Raw genomic sequence first — 20,201 nt, 5'->3', positions numbered from 1 at the left:
GGTAGCGAAGGTAACGCCGACCGGGGAGCATGCGTTGTAGCAGGTAGATACCTGTTCAACCCCATCAACTCGCACGCGTCGGCCAGCGGATCACCCGGATTCGCCGACGGCATCGACGCATGCAACCCCGTGAGGAGGAGCCGCAATGACGGCAGTATTCGTGGCCATCGCAAGCTGTGCAACCGCGGGAGTCGCTGTAGCGGCCACCCTCGCGTCCTACGCCCAGCGCAAGTGGCGGGTCCGGGCCGAGGCCTGACCGCTACTCAGTCTCGACGATCCCGGCTGCCAGGCCGAGGCCGACCAGATCCTGCGGACGCAACCGCAGCTGGTCGGCCACGGCCGGCACGTCGGTCATCGGGCGTTTCAGGATCGCCGCCGCCGCTTCCGGGGAAGTAACCGAGAAATAGGCGTCCGGAGCGATCCACGTCGCGCCCGAAGCGGCGAAAGCCAGCGCGCCACCGGAACCGCCTTCGCCGATCACCAACGTCGTGACCGGAACCGCGGCGGTGGCGATCGCCTCGAACAGTTCCGCGATCGCTGGTCCGATGCCGCCTTCTTCCGCTTCCGCGTCGTTTGCCGCGCCGGGAGTGTCCACAAGGGTCAGCACCGGGATCCCTAGGCGAGACGCTAGCCGGACAAGCCGTGCCGCGGTACGGAAACCCGCGGGACGCGTCGCGGTGCCGCATTGTGCTGCGTACGCGATCGTGCGGCCTTCTCGCCAGCCGAAGCCACACTGCACACCTTCATCGACGTGACCGGCACGGTCGCCTTGTACGTTCTCTCGCCAGTCGAAGTAGGCGTCGAGGTACTCGGGTGCGCGCGCTCGCGAAGAAGCGCGCGCCGCACGTACGGCGTCCCAACCGCTTTCGGGCAGCGCGGTTTTGCGAAGGGCATGGGGCGGGGGAGCGGGCTCTGTCGAGGGCGCAGCCAACAGCTGTAGCCAGCGCGCGAGTACGTCACCCAGCTCGTCTGTCGCAACGAGGCGGTCGACCTGACCCCACTCCAGCTTCGCTTCGACGGTGTACGCCTCTGCCGGAGACGTCGCTGGCCGTACGCGAGAGCCTGCGAAACCGACTTGCGCGTCTGGCAGTCCTAACACGACATCGGAACCAGCACCCAGCGTCGCCCAGCCGCCGCCAGTGGACGGATCGCGCAGAACGGAAATCTGCGGGACACCTGCCGCGCGTGCTTCCGCGGCGGCGCGCGCGATGCGCTGGAGCTGGGAAAGCGCGCGCATGCCGTGCTGCATCCGGCTGCCGCCAGTCGCGACCAGCGACACCACCGGCAGTCCACGCTCCTTCGCGTGGGCGAAGGCGGCTTCGACCCGGTCGCCGGTCTGCTGTCCGATCGAACCGCCGAGGAAGCCGAACTCCCAGGCGATCAGCACCGTGGGCACGTCACCGATCCGAGCCTCTCCGACGACCACCGATTCGGTCTCGCCGGTGCGCGTGGCGGCCGCGGCCCGGGACTCCGGATACCCCGGCCAGCCGAGCGGATCGTCCGCCGGAGTGTCCGCGAGGGACAGGTCGGTGAACCCCACGGAAATGCTGGCCAGCAGCTCGCGCGCAGTCGTCCTCATCCCAGCGCTCGCTTCATGACCTTGCCCATGTCGTTGCGCGGCAACGCGTCCAGGTACCGCACGACGCGCGGCCGCTTGTGCGGAGCGAGCAGTTTCGACACGTGGTCAGCGAGTTCCTCGACCGTCGGGCGCTCCCCGTCCGGCACGACCCACGCGACGATCCGCTCGCCGAGGTCGTCGTCCGGTTCGCCGGTCACCGCCACCTCGGCGACGTTCGGGTGTTCCAGCAGCGCGTTCTCGATCTCGCCCGCGCCGATCTTGTAGCCGCCGCTCTTGATCAGGTCGGTGGCCTTGCGGCCGACGATCCGGACGTACCCGTCGGGGTCGCGGGTGGCCATGTCGCCGGTGCGGAACCAGCCGCCGTCGAACGCGGCGGCCGTCGCGTCCGGCCGGTTGAGGTATTCGGTGAACAGATTCGGCCCGCGAACCTGGATCTCACCCACTGCCTCGGACTCGCTCACCTCGGCTCCGGACTCGTCCACCAGCCGCAGTTCGACCCCGGCGAGCGGGACGCCGACCGAACCCGGCTTGCGCTCGCCGTCGGCGCGGACGCTGGTGTTCATCAGGGTTTCGGTCATCCCGTAGCGCTCCACGACCTGCTGTCCGGTCGCGGCGGTGATCCGCTGGTGGTCGTGCACCGGCAGCGCGGCCGAACCGGACACCAGCAGTCGCGCGGATTTGAGCGCGCTGGCGAGGGCTTCGTCGGTCGCGACCGCTTCGGCGATCCGGTGGTACATCGTCGGGACGCCGAACAGCATCGTCGCGCCGTTCGCGAGTTCCTCGGTGACGCCTTCGAGGGAGAACCGGCCCAGGTGGCGGACTGAGCCGCCACGGCGCAGCGGGCCGAGGATGCCCAGGATCAGGCCGTGCACGTGGAACAGCGGCAGGCCGTGGACGAGGACGTCGTCAGCGGTCCATTGCCAGGCGTCCTCGAGCGCGTCGAGCGTGGTCGCGATCGAGCGGCGGGGGAGCACGACGCCCTTGGGCGGGCCGGTCGTGCCGGAGGTGTAGACGATGAACGCGGGTGCCTCGGCGTCCGGCTCGCTGGCCGGTGGCTTCCCGTTCCCCGCCAGCGGAATGTCGCGCCGCGGCAGGTCAAGCGTGGCAGGCAGTTCGACGCCGGGCTCGGCGAGCACCAGCGCGGGCTCGCTGTCGGCGAGGATGTGGCCGAGTTCGCGTTCGCCGATCTTGGGGTTGAGCGGCACCACCGGAACCCCGGCGAGCAGCGCGGCGACCACCGCGACGCTGGTGTGCAGCGTCGGCGTCGCCCACACCGCGACCCGGCGGTCAGACGGCAGTTCGGCGGCCAGCGCCCCGGCGACCGCGCCGAGCTCGGCGTAGGTGAGTTTTCGGTCGCCGAAGCGCAGCGCTTCCTTGCCGGATCCGGCGGCGACTGCGGGAAACAGCGGATCGGGCACTTTCGCGGACCTCCTGCGTCGCCGGCACCTGGAACCGCACCGTACCGCCTGGTGGCGGTCGCCACCTGCGACGCGATTCACAGATCTCCGATGACAGGGGTACCCAGGCTCAGGCGAGATTATCGAGCAGCGCGCGCACCCGTTCGACCATCGTTTCGTAGCGGGCCGGGGCGACGTTCACGTACCGCTCGCCGCCGTCGGTTTCGGAGAACGAGAACAGGTAGCGCCCGTGCTCGGTGTCGTAATACGTGCAGATGTCGCGCCCGCTGACCCGCCGCCCGCCGAGCCCGTCGCGGACCCCCGCGGCGATCTGGCCGCCGCCCATCCGCGGCAACGCGGCGACGTCCAGCAAATGCCGGACGTCCTGCCTCGCCGGACCGCCGTCGAGAGCCAGGTTCAGCGCGGATTCCGGCACCGATACCGCCTGCCCCTGCGCAGGACGGACGCGCGGCAACTCCCGGATCAAATCCTCAGCCAGCGCCTCGGGCCGGGCCGGACGCAACACCACGGTGCTGGTGGACGGCATGTGACAGGCCAGCACCGCGTCCTTGCCCAACGCCGCGACGACCAGCCGATACCGCCGATCCCGCCCGCTCTCGACGGTCGCCGACAACTCACTGGCCCCACGACACAACACGGTCATCGTCCGAGCGAACGTCTCGTCCAACCCGCCGCGGCCCCACACCCCTTGGTCGGCCATCGCGCTCACCGCCGCTTCGCGGTACGCCCGAGCCTCCTCCGGGTCGCGCCACAGCGGGTCGGGCGCGAGCGTTGCCGGGAGCGAAACCCCAGCCAGTTCCGCCGCGAGGGGCAGGCAGTCGGCCGGGAGCACCACCTCGCGGGCGAGCACGAGCATCGTCAGAGCCCGATCACCGGCGGAACCGCCTTGGGAAGATCCCCGATGAGCGCGGCGTCCGGGTCCTGCTCGACCAGGTAGTCGGCGGTCTCGTGGACGAGGTCCTCCTCGCCTTCGCCCTTCTGCCCGCGGCCGCCCATCGCGCCCATCCCCGGCGCACCCGCGCGCCCGTTGGCTCCGGACGCCGCTCCACCTCGGGCGGTGCCTTCGGCGTTGCTGAACGGACCGGTTCCTCGGCCGGAGTTGTTGCCCGGGTTGCTGCCGTTGCCGCCTGCGTTGCCGCTGCCCGGGCCGCCAAACGCGTTGCCGCTTCGGCCGCCCAGGTCGCCGCTTTGGAAGCCGGGCGCGTACAGATTGCTGCTGTTGCCGCCGTTGGGGCTGGCGGTGTTGGGGTTGCCGGTGTTGACCGACCAGGAGTTGGGATTGCCGGTGTTGGTGCTGGTCAGATCCGGCGGCACGTAACCGGAGGTCCGGGTGCCATCCGGCGGGTCGACGTGCGGCGGCACGTACCGCCCCGGCGTCTCCCGCGGGTCGTTGTGGGGCGGGTCGTTGTGCGGCGGGTCGTTGTGCGGCGGGTAAGGCCCCGGATCCCACCGGTGACCCCCCTCCGAAGGAGGCGTGACCCCCGGCGGCCCGGTGCGATCATTGGTGTGGTCGCGGTGGCTGGCGGTGTTGTCGGTGCTGCTGGTGTTGCCGGAGTCGCCTGAGACGTAGCCGCCCTCGGAGTAAGTGCCGCCGGGACCGCCCGGGGTGTAGTGCGTGGGGAGATGCGCCGTACCGGTGCCGCCGGGCTGGGTGATGGTGAAATCCCCGCCGGCGGAGGGGAGGGCCAGCTGCCCATATTGCGACGGGTCCGCCCAGCGAGCGGAGTTCTCCGTCGATTCCCCGTGATACGACTCGTAACTGCTGACGACCTCTTGCGCTTTTTTGTTCCACGCATCGATTTCGTCCGCGCGATTGGACAGAAAAGACAGGGGAGTGTCGCTGACCCAGTCGTCCGCCGGTTTGTCCCCCAGATCGCCGACGGACGCGATTTTGCTGCGCAGCCCGTCGAAGGAACCGCCCTGTCCCGAGTAGAGCGCCTGAGCCTGTGCGAGGTGCTGGCCACTGGTCTGGGACGCCTGAACCAGCGGTCCGGCCCCGACGTAAGCCCGGCCGGCGGCGTCGCCCTTCCAGTACTCGTCCATCGAGCTCTGAAGCTGCCGCATCTCGTTGGCGATCTCCTCGTGCTGAGCGGAGAGGGCCGCCGACTGGTCGGAACCGTGGAACATGCCGCTGGAACCCTTGCCCGATTTGACCAGGTGAACGATTTCCTGCGGGGTGAGGTTAGCCATCAAGCACCTGCCTTGAGAGTGGCGACGGCAGCGGCTGCTGTGTTTGCTGCCAGTGAGCACGGGTCGTGGTGAAGGGCGGACGTCGACGGGAGCCGCACGGAGGTTGTGAAGAGTTCGTCGTCTTTTCCGACGGCGAGTTGGCAGCCGCCGTGTTTCCGGTCGTCGAGGTCTTTGGCGCAGGCGATGACGGCGAGCGGAAGGAGACTCTCGGCTGGAGCGAAGGTGACCGGTTTTGCTGACTCAGGCCCACTGACCGCAGAGCTGTCGGCGTCGCGAATGCGGAGGACATCCACCACGATGTTGCTCGTCATCACGCACCGGCCTTGATCGTCGTGATGGCGGCCGCGGCCGTTTTGACTGCCAGCGAGCACGGATCCTGATAGAGAGGCGATTGTGGCTGGAGCAGGATCGAACTGGTGAAGGCTTCGTCGTCGGCGATCCCGACGATGGCCTGGCAGCCGCCACTTTTCCGGCTGTCGGTCGTTCCGGAAAGGACCGCCGGATAACCGTCGATCTCGGGGATCGCTTCGAAGTAGCCGGACTGGCTGTCCTGGTGTTGGTACGCGCTGGCCAAGCCGCCCTGGTGCGGGAGAAGACCGAGTCCGATCCGGTTGCCGTCGGCGTCGTACCAGCTGCAGATGGGTGCGACGGCGCCTGCGGCCTGGCGGTTGCGGACGGAGTTGATGAGCTGGGTTGCTTGGGCTTGGCTGAGCAAGGCACAGGGGTTCTGCTCGTATTTGGTCGCGTCGAGCGGGCTGGCCACCCGCGGCACGTTGCTCGCGGTGCTGGGCGGTGCCGCGGACGTCTCCGAGGTTGCCGGGGCTGGGGTGCCCGGGTTGGAAGAACAGGCAGTCACAGTGAGTAGCAGGAGCGCGCCTGCCGCAGCGTAAACGGTCGTCTTCACCCGGCTCATCCTTGCTTGCGCAGGCCGTCGGTGTTTGCGTGCTCCTGTTTTTCGTACTTGGCGATGGCGTCCTTCAGCTGATTCGCGTAGCCCTGTGCGTAGATCTGCTGCTGCTTGAGGCTTGCCATATACGCATCGGCGTGGCTGTCGGCGGCCTTCTTCTGCAGCGTGCTGGCCGGGTCCTCCGCGGGCTGTGGAAGACCCTTGAACTGATCGCCCAACTGCATCATGTCGCTGAGCTTGTCCGCGATCCCTTGCCACCTCGGTTGCAGTGCCTTCATCGCCGCGATGTCCATATTGAACCCGCCACCCGCCGCGGCTGCGTTGACCTTGGCGTCTTCGGCTGCGCGCTGCTGGTAGACGCGCACGCCATTGGAGTTCATCGCTTCGCCGAACTGCTTGTCCTGGCGGTCCCGCTTGGCCTGCTCTTCCGGATCGACGTACCCCGCGCGACCGTCCACCGGCTGGCTGTTGCTGGACGACTGCCCATTGCCCACGATGACGTTCCCCCTCGCTCCCGGCGGCATTGTCTCCGACTGCCGACGCTTTGACTGAGCTTAATCGGTCGAGGTTCCGCGTGCGGACAAAATCCCCCAAGCCGGGCAGGTGTCCGGAAGCCGCCAACCAGCACCCCGCCCACAGCCACCACGAAAGACAGCTTCGTCACGGAACGTATTCACCCTGCGCCCCGAAGACCGACCCCGCCCGCTCCCCGGTCTCCTTCGGACCAGAGCTATCCTGGGAAATCGTGCTGGTATTGGCGATCGACACGGCTACTCCGGCGGTAACGGCGGGCATCGTTGCCGTCGACGAGGCTGAGCTTGTCACCCGGGCGGATCGCGTCACGGTGGATCCTCGGGCGCACGGCGAGTTGATCGCCCCGCATGCGCTGGCTGCGGCGGAAGAGGCTGGGGTCACGCTGCGCGAGCTCGACGCGATTGTGTGCGGTGTCGGGCCAGGGCCTTTCACGGGACTGCGCGCTGGCATGGCCACGGCGGCTGCGTACGCGCACGCGCTCGGCATCCCGGCGTACCCGGTGTGCAGCCTCGACGCGATCGCGGCTGACGTGGTGCGGACGGAGAAGCCGTTTCTCGTCTTCACGGACGCGCGGCGCCGCGAGGTCTACTGGGCCGCGTACGACGCTTCGGGTGTGCGTACCGACGGTCCTCACGTACAGCGGCCCGCGGACGTCGAGACCGACATTCGGGTCGCGGCGGGCGACGGGGCGTTGCAGTACGCGGCGGCGGTGGGCGTGGTGCCGATCGAGCCGCGGTTTCCGTCGCCGGCTGGGTTGGTGAGTGTGGCGCGTACGGCGCTTCTCGAGCGTGCGCAGCCGGAGCCGTTGACGCCGCTGTACCTGCGTCGTCCGGACGCTGTCGAGCCGACGGCGCGCAAGAGGGTGACAGCACTGTGAAGCTCGACCAGTTGCGCCGCGCTGACGTCGCGAGGTGTGCGGAGATCGAGAAGATCCTCTTTCCCGGCGACGATCCGTGGAGTGCGCGCGCGTTCCATTCCGAGCTTGACCAGGGGCATTACTACCTGGCCGCGCGGTCGGACGACGGTGCCGAACTGCTCGGGTACGCGGGGCTCGCGGTGGTCGGGCGACGCGGGGATTACGAAGCGAGCGTCCACACGATCGGCGTGGTTCCGGAGGCGCAGGGGCAGGGCATCGGCAAGGCATTGCTGCGCGCACTGCTGACGCGCGCCGACGAGTTGCACGCGGCCGTGTTCCTTGAAGTGCGTACGGACAACGACCCGGCCGTGAAGCTGTATGAGGCGCACGGTTTTCAGAAACTCGGCATTCGGAAGCGGTATTACCAGCCGTCTGGTGCCGACGCGTTCACCATGGCCCGCCCGGCGCAGGCCCCGGCACGAGACGAGGTGGCCGGCTGATGGCGCGCGTCATCATGGGCATCGAAAGCTCCTGTGACGAGACTGGAGTCGGACTCGTCCGGCTTCACGACGACGGCACGGTGGAGCTGCTCGCCGACGAGGTCGCGTCCAGTGTGGACCAGCACGCGCGCTTCGGCGGGGTCGTGCCGGAGGTGGCCAGCCGCGCGCATCTCGAAGCGATGGTGCCGACGGCGGAGCGGGCGTTCGCGACAGCGGGACTGAAACTGTCCGATGTGGACGCGATCGCGGTGACGGCCGGGCCGGGGCTCGCGGGTGCGTTGCTGGTGGGCGTTTCGGCGGCGAAAGCGTATGCGACCGCACTGGATGTGCCGTTGTACGGCGTGAATCATCTCGCGGGGCACATCGCGGTGGACACGCTGCAGCACGGCCCATTGCCGAAGCCGGTGCTGGCCTTGCTGGTTTCCGGTGGACACACGCAACTGTTGCGGGTGGACGACATCGCGTCTAGCATCACCGAGCTTGGGTCCACTGTGGACGATGCAGCGGGCGAGGCGTACGACAAGGTCGCGCGTGTGCTGGACCTGCCGTATCCGGGTGGGCCGCCGATCGACAAGGCGGCCAAGCAGGGCGACCCGAAGGCGATCGCGTTCCCCCGCGGGATGACCGGACCGCGTGACGCGAAGTTCGACTTTTCCTTCTCTGGCTTGAAAACGGCGGTGGCGCGCTGGGTGGAGAACGCCGAGCGCACTGGCGGCGAAGTGCCGGTGAACGACGTCGCGGCGTCCTTTCAGGAGGCGGTCGCGGACGTGCTTACCGCGAAGGCGATCCGTGCCGCGCGCGAACAGAACATCGGCACGTTGGTGATTTCCGGTGGTGTGGCAGCGAATTCACGGCTGTCCGAGCTGGCGGCGGAGCGGTGCGCGGAAGCGGGCATCGAGCTTCGCGTGCCGCGGCCGAGGTTGTGCACGGACAACGGCGCGATGATCGCGGCGTTGGGGGCGCATGTGGTGGCAGCGGGCCGGGCTGTGGCACCGTTGGACTTTTCGGCGAACCCGGGGCTTCCGGTCAACGTTGTGTCCCTTTAGGACTCACGAGCGCTGCGGAGTCAACAGACAGCAGTGCCTCGATCGCCGAAGCGGACAGAGCTGCGGCGGAGCCATTGCCATACGGATTCGCGGACGCGGCAGCACTCAGCTCGCCGCGAAGGACGCGTGCGGCGGTATCGGTGATCAGCTCCGTGTCGGTGCCGACCAGCCAAGCGCAACCGGCTTCGACAGCTTCCGGGCGTTCCGTAGTGTCGCGCAGCACCAGCACCGGCGTGCCGAACGTCGGCGCTTCTTCTTGAATACCACCGGAATCCGTCAGCACGAGCGACGCCAACCGCAGTGCGCGCACGAGATCCGGATACTCCAACGGCTCCGTGACGGTCACTCGCGCGACGCCGCCCAGTACTTCTTCGACTTGTTCTCGCACAGCCGGATTCGGGTGCACCGGGAACAGCACCTGCACGCGTGGATGGGCATCGACGATCTGCCGCACGGCGGTCAGCGTGCGCGTCAACGGTTCGCCCCACGACTCGCGGCGGTGCGACGTAACCAGCACCAGCTGCTCGCCCGCTTCGGCGATTCCCATCTCCAGCAAGGCAAGCGCCGGATCGCGCGCCGGGAGATCGCGCGCGGCCACCGCGAGCACCGCGTCCACAACGGTGTTGCCAGTGCGCGTGATTCGCTCTGCCGGTACGCCTTCGGCCAGCAATGCCGCGCCCGCGGCTGCTGTCGGGACTAGGTGCAGCGCCGCGATCCGCGAGATCATCTGCCGCGTTCCCTCCTCGGGGAACGGCGATGCCAGATCGTGGGTACGCAGCCCGGCTTCGAGGTGCACCACCGGAATGCCAAGCCAGAACGCGGCGAGCGCACCGGCCAGCCCCGTGGTCGTGTCGCCTTGTACGACGAGCGCCGACGGCTGATACCGGCGCAGCGCGGCATCGAGCGCGGGCAGCAGGCCGGACACCAGTTCCGCCTGGGTGCCCGACACTCGCGGCGGCACGTCGAGCCACACGTCGATGCCGACTTCGAACGGGGCCAGCGCCTGTTCGACCATGCCCTGGTGCTGTCCGCTGTGCACGATGAGCGGGCGCAGCCCGGGCCGGGCGTCCAAGGCCAGTGCGAGCGGCGCGAGCTTCACTGCCTCCGGCCGAGTGCCGGCCAGCAACATCACGTCCAACGTTTCCACCCTTCGAGTGTCCCGGAAATCCGGGCTGCCGGCGGGATCACGCCGGCAGCCCGGATTCGTCAGCCGTCCAGGCGGGACAACCGCCGATTCCGCCGGCGGACGGCGATCAGCGCGACGATCCCGAGGATCACCAGCGCCACCCCGACCGCGAGCCACCAGCCGACATCGGCACCGGTGGCGGCGAGGGTGCCCACCCCGCCACCGGCGACGCCGACCCCGGCGCCAGGCATCTTGTACATCGGTCCATCACCTCACCGGGTCAGGCAGCCGAACGACGCCGGGTGAAGCGCAGGCCGACCGGCACCGCGACCGCGGCGACCACGCCGAAGCCGATCCACATGCCGGCGCCCGAGGCGAGCGGCATCGGCGGCGCGGCCGGGCCGCAGGTCGCCGACGACAGGATCACGTCGCCCGAACCGAGCGCGCCCAGCGCGTCGCCGCCGAGCAGCTTGAGGTGCAGGGCGTTGACGGTGAGGCTGCCGTCGCTGTTCTTGATCTGCTCGTTCAGGATCAGCGTCGCCACGTGCAGCGGGCCGACCTGGACTTTCAGCTCGGTGTTCGCCGCCGGGCTGGCGTCGACGTTGCCGAGGCTGCCGAGGTTCGCGCCGACCAGCGTGGTGCTGCCCTTGACGCCTTCCTGGGTCGCGGTGCAAACGGCTTCGACCGCCTTCGCGCCGACATTGCCGACGGCGGCCTTGAGCAGCGGCAGTCCGACGTCGGCGACGGACGCCTTCGCCGTGACCGCGCCGGAGTTGTCGTCGCGCACGGCGGACGTCTTGATCACGCCGGTGGTCAGCACGCCGGGCACGTTCGCGGAGACCGCGGTGCTTTCCGTCGGGCCGTTGGTGTTCGCGGCCGCGAGCGGGCCGAGATGCACCGCGGGCTGGCCGAGCAGCGTCACGTTGACGTCGACGCCGTAGGCCGACCCGTCGCCGGGAGCGGCGCTGGCCGGAGCTGCTCCGGCCAAGGCGATGCTCGCCACGACAGCGGCGAGCAGGCCGCCTCGTCGCACGAGGTGTCTCTTCACTGGTCCTCCGATTTTTCTCAGGGCGAGCCGCCGCGCGGACTAAACCCGCTGAGCAAGAGTCGGCACGCGGATCGGTTATCGGCGGACGTTTCCGAAATGGCACAGATTTTTCGCGCTATCACCACATCGGGTGATAAAAGTTTTGGTTTTCCCCAGGTCGCGTGAAGCATCACCCGAACGGAGTAGCAAGCATGAGCAAGAATATGCCGAAAGGTGCTCGGGCATCCCCGGAACGGGGCTGCTCGGCGAAGGGGCGGAAACCGCCGCGGACACGACCGTGGCTGCGGTTCCCCCGGTTCCGCTGGGTTTCTTCTCGAGAGGGTCGTCGTGACAGCAGTCAACGCGCCGGTGTCAGGCGCATCCCGGTTTCCGCAGCGTATGGCGGTGTTCGGGGTGCTCGCCGCGGGGGTGGTGCTGGTCCTCGTGGAGCGCGGGTACCGGGAGCTGGAAGTGCAACTGGCCGGTGCGATTCTCCGGGTCATCACCTCATCGGGGGTATATGTGGCCGGAAACCGCGAATCGGTCTACTTCGGGTTGTCTGGTGATACTCCATTCGGGTTACGGATGACTCCGGAATGCTCGTCGGTTTTCCTTTTGCTACCGCTGCTATTAGTCACCGCCGCACTTCTGTGGTTCCGGCCGCAGAATGCCCGGCGGCTCTTTTTCTCGCTGGGAATCGCCGCGATCGCGGTGGTTGTGGTTAATCAGTTACGGATTCTCACCATCGTCGGGCTGGTCAACGGGCTCGGCACCGACGAGGGCTACTACTGGGGCCACACCCTGCTCGGCTCGCTGGTCAGCGTCATCGGCGGGGCGATCTCGCTGGTGCTGTTCGTGTGGCTGGCGACGCGGAAGACGAGGGCCGAGAAGCGGGCCGCGGCGTGAGCGACTCCGGCTTGAAGATCCTGCTGTCGGTCACGCAGGCGTTCGCGCTCACCATGAGCGTCGCGTTCCTCGTGTACGTCGTGGTGATCGTCGTGCCGTACCTGCGCCGCAAACCCGCTCCGGTCGGCGATCCGGACGACTTCTCCTGGCACTTCTTCGTTCCGTGCCGCGACGAGGAGGTGGTGATCCGCGAGACGGTGAAGTACCTGCGCGGCACCTTCCGCCGCGCGCACGTGTGGGTCGTGGACGACGACTCCGACGACCGCACCGCCCGGGTCGTGCGTTCGGTGTGGCGGCGCAACGGCGGCTACGACGCGAATCTGCACCTCGTCGCGCGTCAGCGCCCGGAAGCCCGTACCGGCAAGGGGGACGCGCTCAACGCCGCCTACCGCGAGCTGGACGAGTGGCTCGGTCCCGACGCGGACCGGGACCGGGTGGTGGTCGTGGTGGTCGACGCGGACGGCCGCCCCGCGCCCAACTGTCTCGAAGTGTGCGCGGCGGACCACCTGTTCGGCGACGAAACCGTGGGGGCCGTACAGCTCGACGTCCGGATGAGCAATGCTCGCAGCCGTCCGCCCGGCCGGACCTGGTTCTCCCGCGCCTTCGGACTCAAGCTCGCTCAGTTGCAGGACCTGGAATTCCGTACCGCGATCGCGGCGATCCAGACGTCGCGCGGCTTCACCGGCACGATCTCCATGGGCGGCAACGGACAGTTCACCCGGCTGTCCGCATTGGACTCGATCGCCGGGGAGGAACTGGCCCCGTGGCGCGGTTCTCTGCTGGAGGACTTCGAACTCGGCGTGCACCTGCTCACCACGGGCTGGCGCACTGGGTTCACCCCGGATTCCTATGTGGCGCAGGAAGGTTTGTACAGTCTCCGCCGGTTCCTGGTGCAACGCACGCGCTGGGGGCAGGGGACTATGCAGTGCATGCGGTACCTGCGCCGGATCTGGGACTCGCCGCATCTGTCCACTTTGGGCGCCGCGGAGATGATGTACTACCTGGCGCAGCCGTGGATGCAGCTGCTCGGTTCGCTGCTGTACCCGGTGCCGTTCATCATGCTTCTCGTCACCACCGCGGGCGATCCAGGTCAGGTGTGGACGTGGTTCACCGGTGGCGCTTGGATTCTCTTCGCGATCTACGGTTCGTTCGGCCTGCTGCCGTTCGTCGTGTGGGGCCCGATCTATCAGATGAAATGCCTGCGCAGCAAGAACATCTTCCGCGGGCTCGGCATGGGCCTGCTGTACGCGGCGTACATCTACACCTTCTACATCACGTCCTGGCGTGCGCTGTTCCGGCTGGTGCGCGGTCGCAACGGCTGGGCCAAAACCCGGCGCAACACCGAGGCCAGCGCTGGCGTGAAGGTGGCTCTGGACGCGTGAATGCCCGGGCCGATGCTCCCGGCCCGGGCATTCAGCGAGCTGCGGTCAGGACGCCGGTTCGAGGTCGACGTCGTCGCGGCTGACGTACGCGACGCGGTGGCCGAGCTGGATTTCCACGTACTTCGCCTTGCCCTTGACGACCTTGTTGGTCGAGACGTCGAAGGACGACGAGTAGTACTCCGAGCCGGTCAGCCCGCCGACGGAGTACTTCTGTCCCGCGCCGAGCTGATACGGCAGCGGCTTGAGCTCCTGCACCGGAATGTCCTTCGGGTACGCCCCGGCCTCCGGATACGCGCTGCCGTAAACCGGCACCGTCGCTTTGCCCGCCTTGGGTGTCGCGACGAATCCGTCGGCCGGGTACGCGGCAGGTGCGTCGGCCGGGTTGCGGAACCAGCCCTTCTGGCCGAGGTACCAGATCGCGGTCCAGTCGCCGCGGGTGTCCGCGACGGCGTACTTCTGGCCGGTGGCGACGCGGCTGCCGATGTCCGAGACGTCCATCGTGGACGGATTCGGTCCGTGCATGCCCACATCGGACAGCAGCGGCGCGGATTCGCTCGGCTCGGTGTGCAGCACGACGGAGCCGGAATCCCGCTCCGGGCACGGGTTTCCGGACCCGATCTTGTCGCAGCCGGTGAACGCCGGACGGTTGGCGGAGAACTCCGGATCGATCAGGACGAGGCCGGAATCCGAATCGCCGTCGTGCTCCAGCGGGGCGCCGAGCAGGTCGAAGTAATGCGCCCAGTCCCAATACGGACCCGGGTCCCAGTGCATGCTCTTGATTCTGTCCGCGTTCGGGCCGGGCACGTTGTCGTGGCCGAGGATGTGCGCCCGGTCCAGCGGAACGCCGAAGCGGTGGGCGAGGTAGCGGACGAGCTTCGCGGACTGGCGGTACATCGCCTCGGTGAACCAGGTGCCCTGCGCGGCGAAGCCCTCGTGCTCGACGCCGAGGGATTTCGCGTTCACGTACCAGTTCCCGGCGTGCCAGCCGACGTCCTTGGTCGCCACGTGCTGGGCGACCTGGCCGTCCGAGGAACGGACCGTGTAGTGCCACGCGGTCTGGCCCGGCGTCTGGGCCTGCTTCATGACCGAGTCCCAGGTGCCCTCGGTGTCGTGGATGACGATGTAGTCGATCTTCTGGTCGTGCGGCCGGTCGGCCTTGTCGTAGTTGCCGTAGCTGTCGCCGATCTTCTGGAACGGCGCGGGCGCCGATTCGCAGGACATCGACCTCGGGCACTCGGTCGCCGGCGGCTGCCCGGCGCGCAGCCCGAGGCGGTCCGCTTGGGCGCGGTCCGGGGTGACGCCGGAGGTCGCGGCGAGCTTGACCGCCTGGCCGTCGTCGGTCGTACGCGCGACGCCGCTGTTGATGGTGGCGAAGACTTCGTCGGCGAAGGTGCGGGCGCCGGTGACGTCTTCGGAGCCGCTGTAGCGCGCGACGGCTCCGTACCAGTCCTTCGCGTTGTCGCTCTTGACGCCTAACTCTCGCTGGTAGTCGGCCAGCAGCGCCGCGCCGCCGCGAATGTTCGCTTCGGCGTCCGTACGGAGCTTCGCCGCGTCGGTGTGCAGTAGCTCGGCAGCCTTGTCGATGGTCTGGCTGCCAGGCGGGGGAGCGGACGGTTCGAGCGTCCGCAGCCGCAGGGTCGGACGCGAGTCGTCGCCGCGGGGGTCTTCGTCGGGGTTGTCGAATTCGCTGGTGCGCAATCCGGTGGTGCGGACGTCGGTGAGGTGCATCGGGCCGTATCCGGCGGCGGTGCTGGGAGCGCCGGAATGAGTGTCCCAGCGGGATTCGAGGTACGAGACGGCCAGCAAGACATCCACTGGGACGCCGAATTCGGAGGCGGCGTCGGCGAAGGTCCGCTGGCGGGCTTTGTTGGCGGGCTGTGCGGAGGCGGGCGCGGCGACCGCGATCGCGGCCAATGCCAGCAGCCCGGCGGTGGCGGCGGCCAGGCGCCACGGGAGTGAGCGGGGCATAGGAGGACTCCAGGGGTGAGATGCCTGTCTGTGCGGATCCAACCAGGTGCCGAGGGCGATTGGCGGGGTTTTTCCGCCGGACGGGAGCCGATCGGGCACGCAGCGGTGCCCTGGCCGCCGGTCGCCTGGTCGGGGCGCTCGCGCCGGACCGTGGAACAAACGGGCCGGTCAGCGGCTTCCACCTGGCGGATCGCCAGGTCCGGCGGACCCTCCTTGCGAAGCTGGCACTCACATGGCTAGAGTGCTAATCGAACGGCCCGGACACGCCCCGGCACCCGCGACGGCGGGGGTGGTATGAGCCGTAACCAGTCATCATGCCGACGCTTTCGACGACCGTGGAGGTCAACCCGGTGAGCGTGAACATCAAGCCGCTCGAGGACAAGATCGTTGTCCAGACGAGCGAGGCCGAGGAGACGACCGCTTCCGGCCTCGTCATCCCCGACACCGCCAAGGAGAAGCCCCAGGAGGGCAAGGTTCTGGCCGTGGGCCCGGGCCGCATCGACGACAAGGGCAACCGCGTTCCGCTGGACGTGGCTGTCGGCGACGTCGTCATCTACTCCAAGTACGGCGGCACCGAGGTCAAGTACAACGGCGAGGACTACCTGATCCTCTCCGCCCGCGACGTGCTGGCCGTCATCAACTGACGCGTCACTCGCAGCGCAAGGACGCCCCGGGCCCCGCACATGCCGGGGTGCGGGGCGTTTTGCGTCGCACGACAACCGAAAGGTAAGCGGAAAGCGTTATGCCCAAGCAGATCAGTTTCGACGAGGACGCTCGTCGCGCGCTCGAGCGCGGGGTGAACAAGCTCGCCGACGCGGTCAAGGTCACCCTCGGCCCGCGCGGTCGCCACGTCGTTCTCGACAAGAAGTTCGGCGGTCCGACGATCACTCTCGACGGCGTCACCGTCGCGCGCGAGGTCGAACTCGACGACCCGTTCGAGAACCTCGGCGCGCAGCTCGCCAAGAGCGTCGCCACCAAGACCAACGACGTCGCCGGCGACGGAACCACCACCGCCACGGTGCTGGCCCAGTCGCTGGTCAAGCACGGCCTGCGCAACGTCGCCGCCGGCGCCAACCCGACCGCGGTCGGCAAGGGCATCGAAGCGGCCGCGGAGAAGGTCGTCGAGGTCCTCAAGGCCAAGGCCACCCCGGTCAAGGGCCGCGACAACATCGCCCAGGTCGGCACCGTCACCTCGCGGGACGCGGCGATCGGCGCGCTGCTCGGCGAGGCCGTCGAGCGCGTGGGCGAGGACGGCGTGATCACCATCGAGGAGTCGTCCACGCTGGCGACCGACCTCGTGATCACCGAGGGCGTCCAGTTCGACAAGGGCTTCCTGTCGGCGCACTTCGCGACCAGCCCGGAGGACCAGAAGGCGATCCTCGAGGACGCCTACGTCCTGCTGCACCGCGAGAAGATCTCGGCGCTGGCCGACCTGCTCCCGGTGCTGGAGAAGGTCGTCGAGGCGAAGAAGCCGCTGCTCATCATCGCCGAGGACGTCGACGGCGAGGCGCTGTCCACCCTCGTGGTGAACTCGCTGCGCAAGACGATCACCGCGGTCGCGGTCAAGGCCCCGTTCTTCGGCGACCGCCGCAAGGCGTTCCTGGACGACCTCGCGGTCGTCACCGGCGGCGAGGTCATCTCCGCGGAGATCGGCCGCAAGCTGTCCGAGGTCGACCTCGGCTCGCTGGGCAAGGCCCGCCGGGTCGTCGTCACCAAGGACGACACGACGATCGTCGACGGCGCGGGCACCAAGGACGCCATCGCCGCGCGGACCGCGCAGATCCGCAAGGAGATCGAGACCACCGACTCCGACTGGGACCGCGAAAAGCTGCAGGAGCGGCTCGCGAAGCTCGGCGGCGGCGTGGCCGTGATCAAGGTCGGCGCGGCCACCGAGACCGAGCTGAACGAGCGCAAGCACCGCATCGAGGACGCCGTGGCTTCGACCAAGGCGGCCGTCGAGGAGGGCATCCTGCCCGGCGGTGGTTCGGCGCTGGTGCACGCGGTCAAGGAATTGGCAGGGCTCGAGTCCGAGTTCTCCGGTGACGAGGCCACCGGCGTGCGCATCGTCCGCGACGCGCTCACCGCCCCGCTGTTCTGGATCGCGACGAACGCGGGCCACGAGGGCGCGGTCATCGTGAACAAGGTCCAGGAGCAGGGCTGGGGCCAGGGCTTCAACGCCGCCACCGGCGAACTGACCGACCTGATCGCGGCCGGCATCGTCGACCCGGTCAAGGTGACCCGCTCGGCCGTCGCGAACGCGGCGTCCATCGCCCGGCTCGTGCTCACCACGGAAAGCTCCGTGGTCGAGAAGCCGGCCGAAGAGGAGCCGGAGGCCGCTGGCCACGGGCACTCGCACTGACGCGGTTTTGTTTTGGCGGGGCGGCACTCCCTTGGGGGTGCCGCCCCGCTTCGCGTTGGTTCCGTTTGGTGGTTGCGCCGCTTCGCGTGGGCCCCGCTTCGCGTCCGCGCCGTCACGCGTCGGGTCCGCTTGGCGTCGGCCCGTCACGCGTCGACTCCGCTTCGCGTCGGCCCGTCACGCGTCGGCTCCGTTTGGGTCGGCTCCGCTTGGCGTCGGCCCGTTTGAAGTCGGACTCGCTTTACGTTGTGCCGTCGAGCTTCCGCGGCTCGCTAGCGACTGCGCGGACTCCTCCCCTTCCAGTGCCGAACGTTGCTCTCCACAACTCCGCATCGCTGTGGACAACTGCGGTCGAGAACCGGGTTCAGGGGTGCGGGGCCGATAGAATGGGGCTGGGGCGTCCCCCCGTGGAGGGTGGGGGCTGGGCCGGTCAGGCCGTGAACCCGCCGTCCACCGTGATCGACGTCCCCGTCAGGTACCGGCCGTCCGGTCCAGCCAGATAGGCCACCGCCGCGGCGATGTCCGACGGATTTCCGTAGTGTCCCAACGCGATATGTGCCAGCTGGTCGCCGGAATGCGGGCCGTCCGCCGGGTTCATCTCCGTGTCCGTCGAGCCCGGGTGGACCACCATCGCGGTGATCCCGCGCGCCCCCAGATCGCGCGCGAGCCCCTTGGTCATTCCGACCAGCGCCGCCTTGCTCGCTGAGTACAGGCTCAATCCGACGAACGGCGTGCGTTCCGCCAGATCGCTGCCGATCGACACGATCCGGCCGCCCGGCTTCATGTGCCGCACCGCTGCCCCGGCCGCGACCAGCGGGGCTTTCACGTGGATCGCCAGCGTGCGGTCGATCGTCTCCGGCGTCAGTTCGTCGACCGGTGCGGCCGGGAACACCCCGGCGTTGTTCACCAGCACGTCCAGTCCGCCCAGTTCGGCCGCGGTCTGGTCGACCGCGCTGGTCACGGCTGCCGCGTCGGCGACGTCTGCCTGCAGAGCCAGCCCGCGACGGCCGAGCTTTTCGATGGACGCGACCACGTCCGCCGCCCGGTCCGCGGCGCGTTCGTAGGTGATCGCGACGTCCGCGCCTTCCTCGGCCAGCCGGAGTGCGATCGCCGCGCCGATCCCGCGGCTTCCGCCGGTGACCAGTGCGACCTTGCCGTCCAAGGTGCCCATGCCCCCACCTCTTTCTGTAGTGATGACTAAATAAATAGCTGCGTACGATGGGCGGAGTCAAGACTTCTGTATCGCTCACTAAAGAAGGTGGTTCATGTCACCCCGCGGCCGTCCGCGCGCGTTCGACCGCGAGCACGCGCTCACCCAGGCGATGCTGGTGTTCTGGGAGCGCGGCTACGAGGGTGCGTCGCTGACGGAGCTGACCGAGGCGATGGGGATCAAGCCGCCGAGTCTGTACGCGGCCTTCGGGGATAAGGAAGCGCTGTTCCGCGAAGCGATCGAGCACTACAAGTCCATGTACGGGCAGTACACGACGCGCGCGTTGACCGAAGAGCCGACAGCGCGCGTGGCGGTCGAAGCGCTGCTTCGCAACAACGCTTGCGCGTACGTGGAACCTGGTCACCCCAAGGGCTGCATGGTGGTTCTCGCGGCTACCAACTGCACGCCAGCGAATGCGTCCGTGTGGGAATTCCTCGCCGCTTCGCGCGACGACGTGCGAAGCCAGCTTTGCGCGCGCCTTCGCCGCGGCGTGGAAGAAGGCGACCTATCGGCCACTGTGGACACTGATGCGCTCGGCGCGCTTTACGCGACTGTCTTTTATGGACTGACTGTGCAGGCGCGCGACGGCGTCAGTCTCGACTCGATGATGGCCGCGATCGACCTCGCGCTCTCACTGTGGCCAGGAAACGGCGGAGGGGCGGAGTCCACTGTGGACACCGCCCCTTCCGCGCCGGGATGAAAGTCAGATGTGCGCCATGGTCAACGCGCGTTTGTCCTGTTTGATGATGTGGTCTCGTTCCGATTCGGACAGTCCGCCCCAGATGCCGTAGGGCTCGTGCACGGCGAGCGCGTGCTTGCGGCACATCTCCAGTACCGGGCACGACAGGCAGATCGCCTTGGCCCTGGCCTCGCGTCGCGCCCTCGCCGGTCCCCGCTCTCCGTCCGGGTGGAAGAAGGATCCGCTGTCCATCCCCCGGCACGACCCCTCCAGCTGCCAGTCCCACATGTCTGCGTTGGGGCCGGGGAGCCTGCGCGTGTCTGCCATCCTGACCGCCTCCGTCATCCGGTCGATGCCATTAGCTGCTCTGCTGTGGTGCCGATACTCCATTCGGTGCAACGGCGGTAACGTTAGAAGCGCGCCAATAGTTGTTCAATAGATCGGCGGCGATTCAGCCGTTAGGCATCCCCCAGATGTGTGAGCAGGGCTTTTGGCTCGGGTTGCCGCGACCGCGAAC

The 20,201-nt window shown here is 68.5% G+C and carries 21 protein-coding genes; 8 read left to right on the top strand and 13 right to left on the bottom strand.

Going from position 1 to position 20,201, the window contains the following annotated elements:
• Window positions 1-259 precede the first annotated feature (259 nt).
• The 7 genes from ACZ63D_RS32875 to ACZ63D_RS32845 all read right to left on the bottom strand — a co-directional run bounded on the left by ACZ63D_RS32875 (window position 260) and on the right by ACZ63D_RS32845 (window position 6,588).
• A complete protein-coding gene (locus ACZ63D_RS32875) occupies window positions 260-1,579 on the bottom strand; it encodes a carboxyl transferase domain-containing protein (RefSeq protein WP_465358241.1) in 1,320 nt (439 codons plus the stop codon).
• Window positions 1,576-2,997, bottom strand: a complete 1,422-nt coding sequence (locus ACZ63D_RS32870) for an acyl-CoA synthetase (RefSeq protein ID WP_465358240.1) — start codon at window positions 2,995-2,997, stop codon at window positions 1,576-1,578. Before ACZ63D_RS32870 ends, ACZ63D_RS32875 begins: the two co-directional genes overlap by 4 nt.
• 109 nt (window positions 2,998-3,106) lie before the next feature.
• Window positions 3,107-3,853: an ESX secretion-associated protein EspG gene (locus ACZ63D_RS32865; RefSeq protein ID WP_465358239.1), complete on the bottom strand. Its 747-nt coding sequence runs from the start codon at window positions 3,851-3,853 to the stop codon at window positions 3,107-3,109.
• Window positions 3,854-3,855: 2 nt separating this feature from the next.
• The gene (locus ACZ63D_RS32860) at window positions 3,856-5,187 is read right to left on the bottom strand and encodes a hypothetical protein (protein WP_465358238.1); all 1,332 of its coding nucleotides are present in this window, start codon (window positions 5,185-5,187) and stop codon (window positions 3,856-3,858) included.
• Window positions 5,187-5,498: a hypothetical protein gene (locus tag ACZ63D_RS32855; protein ID WP_465358237.1), complete on the bottom strand. Its 312-nt coding sequence runs from the start codon at window positions 5,496-5,498 to the stop codon at window positions 5,187-5,189. Before ACZ63D_RS32855 ends, ACZ63D_RS32860 begins: the two co-directional genes overlap by 1 nt.
• Window positions 5,498-6,100 carry a DUF3558 domain-containing protein gene (locus ACZ63D_RS32850; RefSeq protein ID WP_465358236.1) on the bottom strand — a complete coding sequence of 201 codons (603 nt, stop codon included), beginning with the start codon at window positions 6,098-6,100 and terminating at the stop codon, window positions 5,498-5,500. Before ACZ63D_RS32850 ends, ACZ63D_RS32855 begins: the two co-directional genes overlap by 1 nt.
• Complete coding sequence (locus ACZ63D_RS32845; protein WP_465358235.1) at window positions 6,097-6,588, bottom strand: hypothetical protein; 492 nt, start codon at window positions 6,586-6,588, stop codon at window positions 6,097-6,099. The genes ACZ63D_RS32850 and ACZ63D_RS32845 overlap by 4 nt, the downstream gene beginning before the upstream one ends.
• A gap of 251 nt (window positions 6,589-6,839) precedes the next feature.
• On the opposite strand from ACZ63D_RS32845, the gene tsaB reads away from it, so the two are divergent.
• Genes tsaB through tsaD form a run of 3 tightly spaced genes read left to right on the top strand, consistent with a single transcriptional unit; the run spans window position 6,840 to window position 9,030 of the window.
• Complete coding sequence (tsaB, locus tag ACZ63D_RS32840) at window positions 6,840-7,505, top strand: tRNA (adenosine(37)-N6)-threonylcarbamoyltransferase complex dimerization subunit type 1 TsaB (RefSeq protein WP_465358234.1); 666 nt, start codon at window positions 6,840-6,842, stop codon at window positions 7,503-7,505.
• The gene (gene rimI / locus ACZ63D_RS32835) at window positions 7,502-7,984 is read left to right on the top strand and encodes a ribosomal protein S18-alanine N-acetyltransferase (RefSeq protein ID WP_465358233.1); all 483 of its coding nucleotides are present in this window, start codon (window positions 7,502-7,504) and stop codon (window positions 7,982-7,984) included. The genes tsaB and rimI overlap by 4 nt, the downstream gene beginning before the upstream one ends.
• The gene (gene tsaD / locus ACZ63D_RS32830; protein WP_465358232.1) at window positions 7,984-9,030 is read left to right on the top strand and encodes a tRNA (adenosine(37)-N6)-threonylcarbamoyltransferase complex transferase subunit TsaD; all 1,047 of its coding nucleotides are present in this window, start codon (window positions 7,984-7,986) and stop codon (window positions 9,028-9,030) included. The genes rimI and tsaD overlap by 1 nt, the downstream gene beginning before the upstream one ends.
• On the opposite strand, the gene wecB is transcribed toward tsaD, so the two are convergent.
• From wecB to ACZ63D_RS32815, 3 genes are all read right to left on the bottom strand, one after another.
• Window positions 9,011-10,168 carry a non-hydrolyzing UDP-N-acetylglucosamine 2-epimerase gene (wecB, locus tag ACZ63D_RS32825; protein WP_465358474.1) on the bottom strand — a complete coding sequence of 386 codons (1,158 nt, stop codon included), beginning with the start codon at window positions 10,166-10,168 and terminating at the stop codon, window positions 9,011-9,013. The genes tsaD and wecB overlap by 20 nt on opposite strands.
• Before the next feature lie 68 nt (window positions 10,169-10,236).
• Window positions 10,237-10,416, bottom strand: a complete 180-nt coding sequence (locus ACZ63D_RS32820) for an LPXTG cell wall anchor domain-containing protein (RefSeq protein ID WP_465358231.1) — start codon at window positions 10,414-10,416, stop codon at window positions 10,237-10,239.
• A gap of 20 nt (window positions 10,417-10,436) precedes the next feature.
• Window positions 10,437-11,204: a choice-of-anchor P family protein gene (locus tag ACZ63D_RS32815; RefSeq protein ID WP_465358230.1), complete on the bottom strand. Its 768-nt coding sequence runs from the start codon at window positions 11,202-11,204 to the stop codon at window positions 10,437-10,439.
• 378 nt (window positions 11,205-11,582) lie between these two features.
• Here ACZ63D_RS32815 and xrtP point away from each other — a divergent pair, with 378 nt between their 5' ends.
• Entirely contained in the window at window positions 11,583-12,089 is a 507-nt protein-coding gene (gene xrtP / locus ACZ63D_RS32810) for an exosortase P (protein WP_465358229.1), read from the top strand.
• A gap of 53 nt (window positions 12,090-12,142) precedes the next feature.
• A complete protein-coding gene (locus ACZ63D_RS32805; RefSeq protein WP_465358473.1) occupies window positions 12,143-13,471 on the top strand; it encodes a glycosyltransferase family 2 protein in 1,329 nt (442 codons plus the stop codon).
• A 45-nt stretch (window positions 13,472-13,516) separates the two neighbouring features.
• On the opposite strand, the gene ACZ63D_RS32800 is transcribed toward ACZ63D_RS32805, so the two are convergent.
• The gene (locus tag ACZ63D_RS32800; RefSeq protein ID WP_465358228.1) at window positions 13,517-15,439 is read right to left on the bottom strand and encodes an N-acetylmuramoyl-L-alanine amidase; all 1,923 of its coding nucleotides are present in this window, start codon (window positions 15,437-15,439) and stop codon (window positions 13,517-13,519) included.
• A gap of 350 nt (window positions 15,440-15,789) precedes the next feature.
• Between ACZ63D_RS32800 and groES the strand changes: the two genes are divergently transcribed.
• Together groES and groL are read left to right on the top strand one after the other, a co-directional pair.
• Window positions 15,790-16,083 (top strand): co-chaperone GroES, encoded by a 294-nt coding sequence (gene groES / locus ACZ63D_RS32795; protein ID WP_009072407.1) that lies wholly within the window; start codon window positions 15,790-15,792, stop codon window positions 16,081-16,083.
• Between the two features lie 98 nt (window positions 16,084-16,181).
• Window positions 16,182-17,798, top strand: coding sequence for a chaperonin GroEL (gene groL, locus ACZ63D_RS32790; RefSeq protein WP_465358227.1), 1,617 nt, complete (start codon window positions 16,182-16,184; stop codon window positions 17,796-17,798).
• A 427-nt stretch (window positions 17,799-18,225) separates the two neighbouring features.
• Here groL and ACZ63D_RS32785 read toward each other — a convergent pair whose 3' ends face one another.
• Complete coding sequence (locus ACZ63D_RS32785) at window positions 18,226-18,966, bottom strand: SDR family NAD(P)-dependent oxidoreductase (protein WP_465358226.1); 741 nt, start codon at window positions 18,964-18,966, stop codon at window positions 18,226-18,228.
• A gap of 94 nt (window positions 18,967-19,060) precedes the next feature.
• On the opposite strand from ACZ63D_RS32785, the gene ACZ63D_RS32780 reads away from it, so the two are divergent.
• Complete coding sequence (locus ACZ63D_RS32780; RefSeq protein ID WP_465358225.1) at window positions 19,061-19,705, top strand: TetR/AcrR family transcriptional regulator; 645 nt, start codon at window positions 19,061-19,063, stop codon at window positions 19,703-19,705.
• A 3-nt stretch (window positions 19,706-19,708) separates the two neighbouring features.
• Here the strand turns inward: ACZ63D_RS32780 and ACZ63D_RS32775 are convergent, their stop codons facing one another.
• Window positions 19,709-20,011 carry a WhiB family transcriptional regulator gene (locus ACZ63D_RS32775; protein WP_037816439.1) on the bottom strand — a complete coding sequence of 101 codons (303 nt, stop codon included), beginning with the start codon at window positions 20,009-20,011 and terminating at the stop codon, window positions 19,709-19,711.
• Window positions 20,012-20,201: the final 190 nt, after the last annotated feature.

It is taken from the genome of Amycolatopsis sp. NPDC104775 (assembly GCF_055583325.1).
The sequence above is the reverse complement of the archived record's forward strand: the minus strand, read 5'-3'. Positions and strand labels throughout refer to the sequence as shown.